The sequence below is a fragment of the Mesorhizobium sp. M2A.F.Ca.ET.039.01.1.1 genome, assembly GCF_003998035.1.
Taxonomy (GTDB): Bacteria; Pseudomonadota; Alphaproteobacteria; order Rhizobiales; family Rhizobiaceae; genus Mesorhizobium.
This window is the reverse complement of the sequence record NZ_RZRY01000304.1, coordinates 1-7,314: the sequence shown is the minus strand read 5'-3', so window position 1 is coordinate 7,314 and position 7,314 is coordinate 1. Positions and strand designations below refer to the sequence as shown.

General features: G+C 65.8%; 8 protein-coding genes and 1 tRNA gene. 4 read left to right on the top strand and 5 right to left on the bottom strand.

The window, feature by feature from the left end; all coding sequences use genetic code 11:
* Positions 1 to 269: 269 nt before the first annotated feature.
* The 3 genes from EOA24_RS21605 to EOA24_RS21595 all read left to right on the top strand — a co-directional run bounded on the left by EOA24_RS21605 (position 270) and on the right by EOA24_RS21595 (position 3,207).
* Positions 270 to 989 carry a GntR family transcriptional regulator gene (locus EOA24_RS21605; protein WP_126080324.1) on the top strand — a complete coding sequence of 240 codons (720 nt, stop codon included), beginning with the start codon at positions 270 to 272 and terminating at the stop codon, positions 987 to 989.
* Positions 990 to 1,117: 128 nt separating this feature from the next.
* Positions 1,118 to 2,359, top strand: coding sequence for a D-amino acid dehydrogenase (locus tag EOA24_RS21600; RefSeq protein WP_126080323.1), 1,242 nt, complete (start codon positions 1,118 to 1,120; stop codon positions 2,357 to 2,359).
* 41 nt (positions 2,360 to 2,400) lie between these two features.
* Positions 2,401 to 3,207 carry an aspartate/glutamate racemase family protein gene (locus EOA24_RS21595; protein WP_127410048.1) on the top strand — a complete coding sequence of 269 codons (807 nt, stop codon included), beginning with the start codon at positions 2,401 to 2,403 and terminating at the stop codon, positions 3,205 to 3,207.
* Between the two features lie 220 nt (positions 3,208 to 3,427).
* Here EOA24_RS21595 and EOA24_RS21590 read toward each other — a convergent pair whose 3' ends face one another.
* Positions 3,428 to 3,616: a DUF1778 domain-containing protein gene (locus tag EOA24_RS21590; protein WP_126080321.1), complete on the bottom strand. Its 189-nt coding sequence runs from the start codon at positions 3,614 to 3,616 to the stop codon at positions 3,428 to 3,430.
* Between the two features lie 82 nt (positions 3,617 to 3,698).
* On the opposite strand from EOA24_RS21590, the gene EOA24_RS21585 reads away from it, so the two are divergent.
* The gene (locus EOA24_RS21585; RefSeq protein ID WP_126080320.1) at positions 3,699 to 3,881 is read left to right on the top strand and encodes a hypothetical protein; all 183 of its coding nucleotides are present in this window, start codon (positions 3,699 to 3,701) and stop codon (positions 3,879 to 3,881) included.
* A gap of 23 nt (positions 3,882 to 3,904) precedes the next feature.
* On the opposite strand, the gene EOA24_RS21580 is transcribed toward EOA24_RS21585, so the two are convergent.
* The 4 genes from EOA24_RS21580 to EOA24_RS21565 all read right to left on the bottom strand — a co-directional run bounded on the left by EOA24_RS21580 (position 3,905) and on the right by EOA24_RS21565 (position 7,244).
* Positions 3,905 to 4,210 carry a UBP-type zinc finger domain-containing protein gene (locus EOA24_RS21580; RefSeq protein WP_126080319.1) on the bottom strand — a complete coding sequence of 102 codons (306 nt, stop codon included), beginning with the start codon at positions 4,208 to 4,210 and terminating at the stop codon, positions 3,905 to 3,907.
* Between the two features lie 26 nt (positions 4,211 to 4,236).
* On the bottom strand, positions 4,237 to 5,910 hold the full coding sequence (locus EOA24_RS21575) for a cyclic nucleotide-binding domain-containing thioredoxin-disulfide reductase (RefSeq protein ID WP_126080318.1): 1,674 nt from the start codon (positions 5,908 to 5,910) through the stop codon (positions 4,237 to 4,239).
* 322 nt (positions 5,911 to 6,232) lie between these two features.
* A tRNA-Leu gene (locus EOA24_RS21570) sits at positions 6,233 to 6,317 on the bottom strand.
* A gap of 306 nt (positions 6,318 to 6,623) precedes the next feature.
* The gene (locus tag EOA24_RS21565) at positions 6,624 to 7,244 is read right to left on the bottom strand and encodes a 2,3-bisphosphoglycerate-dependent phosphoglycerate mutase (protein ID WP_126080317.1); all 621 of its coding nucleotides are present in this window, start codon (positions 7,242 to 7,244) and stop codon (positions 6,624 to 6,626) included.
* Positions 7,245 to 7,314: the final 70 nt, after the last annotated feature.

The following is a 7,314-nucleotide window of genomic DNA, read 5'->3' as shown; positions in this document are numbered from 1 at the left end:
CGCGATAGATGTCCAGTCAGTCGCCAAGGCCGGGGATCTGCCATCGCGCTCTAACCAGGTCAAAACTTGTGTTGAGGAACTAGAGCAATTCCAGGAAAAAGTGTGAGCCGCCTTCGCCGTAGCCTTCCGCCCGGGAATTGCGACAAACAAAGAGCGCTTCGCCGTTTCCATGAGACGGTGAAACGCAGCGCAACTGAGTGCACTTTGCGATTTCAGAACGTATCATAGAAGCGCCCGCCGATTGGCCGGCGGCGCCGGGATAGGACCTGATGACACAAGGACGCGGCAGTGGCGAAAAATCGGCGGCTACGCGTGCCGTCCGCGCGGCCGACAGCGTCGAGCGTGTCTATGCCCGGATCAAGGACTTCGCGATCGACTATCGTTTCCGGCCGGGCGAGCGGATCAACGAGGTCGAGCTCGCCGCCGAGCTGGCGGTCAGCCGCACGCCGGTGCGCGCCGCGCTCAATCGGCTGGAGCGCGATGGTTTTGTCACCTCCGTGCCGAACAAGGGCTTTTTCGCCCGCGAGCTGACGCCGGAGGCGGTGCGCGATCTCTACGAGCTTCGCGCGGCGATCGAGCGTGCCGCCTTCGTGCTTGCCTGCGAGCGGGCGAGCGATGCCGAGATCGAGGCGGCAGCCGGGACCTGGACAAGACACAGCAACCCGGAAGACGAGGGCTCATGGGCGAAGATTGCCGTCGCCGACGAGAGCTTCCACATGGGCCTGACGCGATTGTCGAAGAATGCGCAGATGATAAGCGCGCTTGAGGGTCTCTGCTCGCGTATCCGCTTCTTCAGATGCATCGACCTGGAGTCTTCGTCGCGTCGCGACCGCACCTATCGGGAGCATGACGCGATCATTCGCGCCCTGCGCCGCCGCGACGCCGCGGGCGGAGCGAGCCTGCTCGAAAAACACATCACGCTGAGCTCTGAGCACGCCATCGAAGTGGCCGCGCGCGGCTTGGCGCGGCTTTTCCCGGAGACGGCGTAGAGCTTTCGCCGAAAACCTCAACGCCACGATCCGCCGGCATCTCAAAAAGACGGCCATTTGCAGGCTGCCCCTTGCGGATCTCGCGATAGATTCTAAAGTGTACTCACTTTGCGATCTCCGGAGGCGTGATGCGCGTGATCGTGTTGGGTGGCGGCGTGGTCGGCGTCACCACCGCTTACCAGCTGCAGAAGGACGGGCACGAGGTCGTCATCCTCGAGCGCCAGCAACAGGTCGCGGCCGAGACAAGCTGGGGCAATGCCGGCATGATCGCGCCGGGGCATTCCTTCGTCTGGTCCTCGCCCAGGGCGCCGATGATCCTGCTGAAATCGCTGGTGCTGAAGGATCAGGCGCTGCGCTTCAGGCTTTCGGCCGATCCGAGGCTCTACAGCTGGTCGTGGCTGTTCCTGATGGAATGCACGGCCGAGAAGGCCAGGCGCAACACGCTGCTCAAGCACCGGCTCGCCGTCTATTCGCAATCGGTGCTGCAAGAAGTGGTCGCCGACGAGGCGATCGACTACGACCGCAACGATCGCGGCATCCTCTATTTCTATCGCAGCCAGCAGGCGCTCGACAAAGGCGTCGAGCATATGCGGCTGCTGGAATCCGACGGCCAGCTGATCAAGGTGCTCGACCGCGACGCCATTGTCGCGCTCGATCCGTCGCTGGCCTCGGCCAGTGAAAAGATCGCCGGCGGCATCCATTGCCCGACCGACGAGACCGGCGACCCGGCGAAATTCACCCGCGCGCTCGCCGCCAAGGTGGTCGAGCGCGGCGGCGAGATTCGCACCGGCACCACCATCACCGGCATCGAGACGTCGGGCGACGGCGTCGCGCAGGTGATGACGGACAAGGGCGCGGTCAAGGGCGACGCCTATGTGTTGGCGCTCGGCTCCTACAGCCCGCTGATCGCCAGGACGATCGGGCTCAGCCTGCCGATCTATCCGGTCAAGGGCTATTCGCTGACCATCCCGATCGGCAACCGCCCGGCGCCGCCGACCATCGCCGCGATCGACGAGCACAATCTGGTCGCCGTCTCGCGCTTCGGCGACCGGCTGCGCGTCACCGCCACCGCCGAATTCGCCGGCTACGACACCAGCCACAAGCCGGCCGATTTCACCTTCATGAAGGGCGTGACCGAGGAGCTTTATCCGGAAGGCGCCGATTACGACCGCGCCGAGATGTGGGCGGGCCTCAGGCCGATGACGCCGAACAACCTGCCCGAATTCGGCCGGCGGCGCCTACGCAACCTCTACCTCAACACCGGGCACGGCCATATCGGCTGGACCATGTCGCACGGCTCGGCCCGCATCACCGCCGACCTGATCGCCGGCCGCAAGCCGGCCATTTCGATGGATGGACTTTTGAACTGAACGCATGATCCCCGACGGGATCCGCCAGGAAAGGGAATGCCATGTCTGTCAGCGCGGCCGCTACCCGCCCGCAATCTTCTGGACCGGTGGACCTTGGCGTCCTTCCATCCGAGATCGACGGCGGCCTCGCCTCGCGCGCGGCGATCGGCCTGGCGATCCTTGCCACCGATCAGACGCTGGAGCACGAGTTCCGCGCGCTGGTCCGGATTCCGGGCGTCGCCTTCTACGAGGCGCGCCTCTTCAACGACAACGACATCACGCCTGACACATTGCGCGCCATCGGCCCGCGCATCGCCCCCACCGTCGATCTCATCCTGCCCAGCATCCCGCTCGACGTCGTCGGCTTCGGCTGCACTTCGGCCACCATGACGCTTGGCGAGGAAGCCGTCTTCGCCGAAATCCGCAAGGCGCGGCCGGGCGTCGCCTGCACCACGCCGGTCACCGGCGCGCTGGCCGCCTTCAAGGCGCTGGGCGCGAAGGGCATCGGCCTGCTCACCCCTTACGCGCCCGAGATCAACCAGGGCCTTGTCCGCTATTTCACCGGTCGCGGCCTCGACATCGCGGCCGTCGCGACCTTCGACCGCCGAGACGACCGCGAGGCCGCCCGCATCGCGCTGGCTTCCATCGAGGCTGCCGCCGAACGCATGGCTGAAGTGCCCGGCGTCGATGCGATCTTCATCTCCTGCACCAGCCTGCGCGTCGCCGAGGCGGTCGCCGATCTGGAGCGGCGCATCGGCATTCCCGTCACCTCCTCCAACCACGCCATGGCCTGGCACTGCCTGCGCCTCGCCGGCATCGACGACGTGGTGCCGGCGGGTGGAAGGTTGTTCGCGCTGCCTGCACGCTGATCAGCGCGGCGAACTTTTCAGGCGATAGGAAAGCGCATCCGGCATCCAATCGCATAGGGCGCTCCCTCTCCGTCTCGGCTTCGCCGAGCCACCTCTCCCCGCCTCTGGCGGGGCGAGGAACCCAGGCTTGCGAAGGCCGTGGCTTTGGGGGATTGGCATTTCCTCGCCCCCACAAGGTGGGGGAGAGGTGGATCGGCGCGCAGCGCCGAGACGGAGAGGGTCACTTGCTCTCCCATGGCTGTGGGGCGTTCATGAGCCTGGATAGCTTCTCATTGGATTTGGCCGGCGCATCGAGAAGCGCCAGGAACTCCGCATAGACCTTCGGCGGAACCTTGATGCGGTTCTCGAGTGTCTCACCAAACGGAGGCGCGTCTGTGCGGTCGTTCTTCATGACTTCAACATAGCACATCGTCGCCCGTTAACGGAATCGGAAGGAGATGTTTAACGCTTCGTCTCTATGTCCCGCCCTGGGTGGCGCAGACAGAGCGAGCATGATGAACGACAGCCCCGAAAAGCGAAACGAATGGCGTGCCATCTTCTACGTGCAGGCCCGCATCGCCATCCTGTTTGTGCCGGTTGTGCTTAGCCTGCTGCTCATCGGCATTTTTGCCGGCAACGAGCGCAAATCCGTGCCCGACGCCATCGACCCGACTGTGACGGGCTCGGTGCGGTAAAGCGCGGCCCGGAACGGCTGGACTCAAACAAACTTCGGAATCGGCCCGTTCTGGGGCGTCGTATCGCCCTCGAGGTCGACGAAAACCTCGTCGACGAAGCACCAGGCCCAGCCTTCCGGCGGGTCGTAGCCCTCGATGATCGGATGCTGCGTGGCACGGAAATGTTTCGTCGCGTGGCGGTTGGGCGAGTCGTCGCAGCAGCCGACATGGCCGCAGGTCCGGCAGAGCCTGAGATGCACCCACCAGGAGCCGCTCTTCAGGCATTCCTCGCAACCCAGCGCGCTCGGCGTGACCTTTTTGATGTCCCTGGTATGCCTGCATTCGTCCATCGCGGGTTCCTCGCCGGTTCGCTGGTCTATTCGTTCACGGCGCCGCCGCCGTTCCGCGCCAGATAGGCATGCAAGGCCGCGACCACCTGCGCGCCTTCGCCGACGGCGGCTGCGACGCGCTTGGTCGAGCCGCAGCGCACGTCGCCAATGGCGAAGACGCCGCTGCGGCTGGTTTCCATCAGCCCGTGCCCTGGCGTCGTGTCCGGTCCGGTCCGCACGAAACCCTTGGCATCCAGCGCCACGTTGCAGTTGGCCAGCCAGTCGGTGTTAGGGTCGGCGCCGATGAACAGGAAGAGGTGGTGGATGGCGCGCTCCGTCTCCTCGCCGGTCACCCGGTTGCGCCAGCGCAGCCGCTCGAGATTACCCTCGGTGCCCTCAAGCGCCGTCACTTCGGTCTGCGTCAGCACCTCGATGTTGGGCTGCGCCTTGATGCGCTCGACCAGATAGCGCGACATGGTGGCGTCGAGGCTGTCGCGGCGCGCCAGGAGCGTCACCTTGCGCACCTGGCTCGCCAGATAGACCGCCGCCTGTCCGGCCGAATTGCCGGCGCCGACCAGCGCCACCTCCTGGCTCTGGCAAAGCCTGGCCTCGATCGGCGAGGCCCAGTAATGCACCGAGGTGCCCTCGAACTGCGCCAGGTTGGCGATGTCGAGGCGGCGGTAACGCGCGCCGCTGGCGATCACCACCGCGCGTGAGCGAACGCTCTCGCCATCGCCGATGGCAAGCCTGTAGCGGGCGCCGTCGCCGGCGTCGTCGAGCAGCTTCGCCTCGTCTGGGATCACCATCTCCACACCGAATTTCTGCGCCTGGTTGTAGGCGCGCGCCATCAGCGCCATGCCGGTGATGCCGGTCGGGAAGCCGAGATAGTTCTCGATTCGCGCCGAGGCGCCGGCCTGCCCGCCGAAAGCGCGGCAGTCGAGCACGATGGTCGACAGCCCTTCCGAGGCCGCATAGACCGCCGCCGCCAGCCCTGCCGGCCCGGCGCCGACGATCGCCACGTCATAGACCTTGTCGGCATCGATCGGCCGCAGCAGGCCGACGCAGCGGGCAAGCTCGTTCTCGCCCGGATTGTGCATCAGCTTGCCGTTCGGGCAGAGCACGATCGGCAGATGGTGCGGATCGACATGGAACCGCTCGATCAGCGTTTTCGCGCAAGGGTCGGTGTCGGAATCGAGCGCCCGGTGCGGCAACCCGCTGCGCCGCAGGAACCCTTGCAGCCGCAGCACGTCGCCATTGCCCGGTGGGCCGATGACGACGGGCCCGCTGGCGCCGCTTTCGAGCAGCCCGACTCGGCGCAGGATCAGCGCCCGCATGACGCGCTCGCCGAGATTGGCCTCCTGCACCATCAGGTCGCGCAGCCGCTGCGAGGGGATGACGATCGCCTCGACCGGCTCGACCGCCTCGGCATTGACCAGCGACGGCCGGTTCGACAGCTGCGCCAGCTCGCCGATGAAATTGCCCGCGCCATGGGTGACGATCGGTTCAGGCTGGCCGAGCCCGCCGGCCTGGGTGATGTCCACTTTTCCCGACAGGATGAGGATCACGCCTGGCGAAACCGTGCCGGCCGTCACGATATGCTCGCCGGCGGCATAGGCGCGCGCCTCGCCGAAGCGGCGCATGCGCTCGATATCCGCCTCCGAGAGGATCGGGAACATCTGGTCGCGGCGGGCGGCGATGGTCGGGCTGACGGAAGGGGCCATGGCGCGACCGTAGCGTCATGGCCGCCGGGTTTGAAGCGGTTTGTTCGAGGACTGGCCGGAAGGGGAGGTTGGGGCGGCACCCTATGCGTCGTCATCCTCGGGCTTGACCCGAGGATCCATGCCGTGACCTTTGTCGGAGAACGCAGCAGAGCAGAATTCTGGAGGGCCGCGCCTCGACGTCACGGCATGGATCGCAGGGTCTCCGCGACGGAGCTTCGCTCCTGCTCCGCCCTGGGATGACGAAGTTCCGAGGTCAAAGGCTAATCTTGAACGTCGTGATCGCTGGCGGATAAGGCCGATCCCGTTGGTAGTCGGGATGAGATGGTGCCCAGAAGAGGACTCGAACCTCCACTCCTTGCGGAACACGGACCTGAACCGTGCGCGTCTACCAATTCCGCCATCTGGGCTGGTGGGCGCTCATGTAAGCGGGCAAACGATATGTGTCAACGCGCTTTTTTCGTCGATGTCTGCGCCGCCCTCGTCACCCTTCCCGCAACGCTGGCGATTGGCGAAACCGGCGGCGGCGCTTCCCTCTCCCCGTCACTATACGGGGAGAGGATGCCGGCAGGCAGGTGAGGGGCGGCGCCGACGCTGGTCAGGTGGGGTTCCGGCTCTCGCTTCGAGCCCGGACGAGTAGTCGCCGAAGCCGGCGCTGCCCCTCATCCGCCCTTCGGGCACCTTCTCCCCGTGAACGGGGAGAAGGAAGCTGCTCCTCACCCCTCCAGCACTTCTTTCTTCGCCACGGTGGAATCGGCGTTGAGCTTGTAGATCACCGGCACGCCGGTGCCGAGCTCGAGCTTGACGATCTCTTCGCCGCTCTTGCCGTCCAGCGCCATGATCAGCGCGCGCAGCGAATTGCCGTGCGCGGCGACCAGCACCGTCTCGCCGCGCAGCACATGCGGCTGCACCTCGTGCAGGTAATAGGGCCACACGCGCGCGCCCGTGTCCTTCAGGCTTTCGCCGCCGGGCGGCGCGATGTCGTAGGAACGGCGCCAGATATGTACCTGCTCCTCCCCCCATTTCTTGCGCGCGTCGTCCTTGTTGAGGCCGGAGAGGTCGCCATAGTCGCGCTCGTTGAGCGCCTGGTCGCGGATCGTCTTGAGCTCGCTCTGGCCGACGACGTCGAGGATCAGCTGGCAGGTCTTCTGTGCCCGCTGCAGCGCCGAAGTGTAGGCGATGTCGAATTTCAGGCCGCGCGCCTTGAGCTTCTCGCCGGCGGCCAGCGCCTCGGCGGTGCCCTGCTCGGTCAGGCCGACATCACGCCAGCCGGTGAACAGGTTCTTCAGGTTCCATTCGCTCTGGCCGTGGCGCACGAGCACGAGAGTTCCCGACATGTTTGCTCCTTTGGAATTTTACGGAAGAGACGCCTCAGCTCAGGCCGAGCACGTCCCGCATGGAATAAAG

Excerpts from the sequence above, each read along its gene's own strand:
- EOA24_RS21605 (WP_126080324.1), top strand. The coding sequence starts at position 270 with ATGACACAAGGACGCGGCAGTGGCGAAAAATCGGCGGCTACGCGTGCC.
- EOA24_RS21600 (WP_126080323.1), top strand. The coding sequence starts at position 1,118 with ATGCGCGTGATCGTGTTGGGTGGCGGCGTGGTCGGCGTCACCACCGCT.
- EOA24_RS21595 (WP_127410048.1), top strand. The coding sequence starts at position 2,401 with ATGTCTGTCAGCGCGGCCGCTACCCGCCCGCAATCTTCTGGACCGGTG.
- EOA24_RS21590 (WP_126080321.1), bottom strand. The coding sequence starts at position 3,616 with ATGTGCTATGTTGAAGTCATGAAGAACGACCGCACAGACGCGCCTCCG.
- EOA24_RS21585 (WP_126080320.1), top strand. The coding sequence starts at position 3,699 with ATGATGAACGACAGCCCCGAAAAGCGAAACGAATGGCGTGCCATCTTC.
- EOA24_RS21580 (WP_126080319.1), bottom strand. The coding sequence starts at position 4,210 with ATGGACGAATGCAGGCATACCAGGGACATCAAAAAGGTCACGCCGAGC.
- EOA24_RS21575 (WP_126080318.1), bottom strand. The coding sequence starts at position 5,910 with ATGGCCCCTTCCGTCAGCCCGACCATCGCCGCCCGCCGCGACCAGATG.
- EOA24_RS21565 (WP_126080317.1), bottom strand. The coding sequence starts at position 7,244 with ATGTCGGGAACTCTCGTGCTCGTGCGCCACGGCCAGAGCGAATGGAAC.